The organism is Roseateles chitinivorans (genome assembly GCF_002761755.1).
Lineage (GTDB): Bacteria > Pseudomonadota > Gammaproteobacteria > Burkholderiales > Burkholderiaceae_C > Roseateles > Roseateles chitinivorans.
This window is the reverse complement of record NZ_PEOG01000211.1, coordinates 1-448: the sequence shown is the minus strand read 5'-3', so window position 1 is coordinate 448 and position 448 is coordinate 1. Positions and strand designations below refer to the sequence as shown.

The 448-nt window shown below is 69.2% G+C and carries 1 pseudogene; it reads right to left on the bottom strand.

Annotation, left to right across the window (positions count from 1 at the left end):
* Window positions 1–448 (bottom strand): annotated as a pseudogene (locus CS062_RS26550) (hypothetical protein); the annotation flags it as partial.

Below are 448 nucleotides of genomic sequence, written 5' to 3'. Positions count from 1 at the left end.
AACCTGCTGCACCGGCTCAACCGCAGCGGTCTGCGCGGCAAGCTGTTCGTTGACCGGATTGCTGTTCAGCGCCAGGCGCGAGGGCTGGCCCGGATCGCTGCGCAGCGGCGCGCCAAGCAGGCCGGCCACGCGCAGCTGGTTGTCTTCCGGACGGGTCTTGGCGGCCCAATCGCTGATGCGGGCATCGATCTGGTCGGCCGGCACATCCTGCATCATCATGATGCGGGCCTCGCGCCAGCGCCCGTCGAGCGCATAGGCATAGGCCAGATTCTGGCGCAGCTTAGGCGTATTTTCACCATTCCGCAGCGCATCGGCAAGCACCGCGCTGCCGCGGGTCGGCTCTCCGGCCAGCGCCAGGGCCAGGCCCAGGTCGGCCACCGGAATGGCATCGCGCCAGTCTTCCAGGATCGCCACGGCATCGCGGTGGCGGCCGGCGGCGGAATAGGAC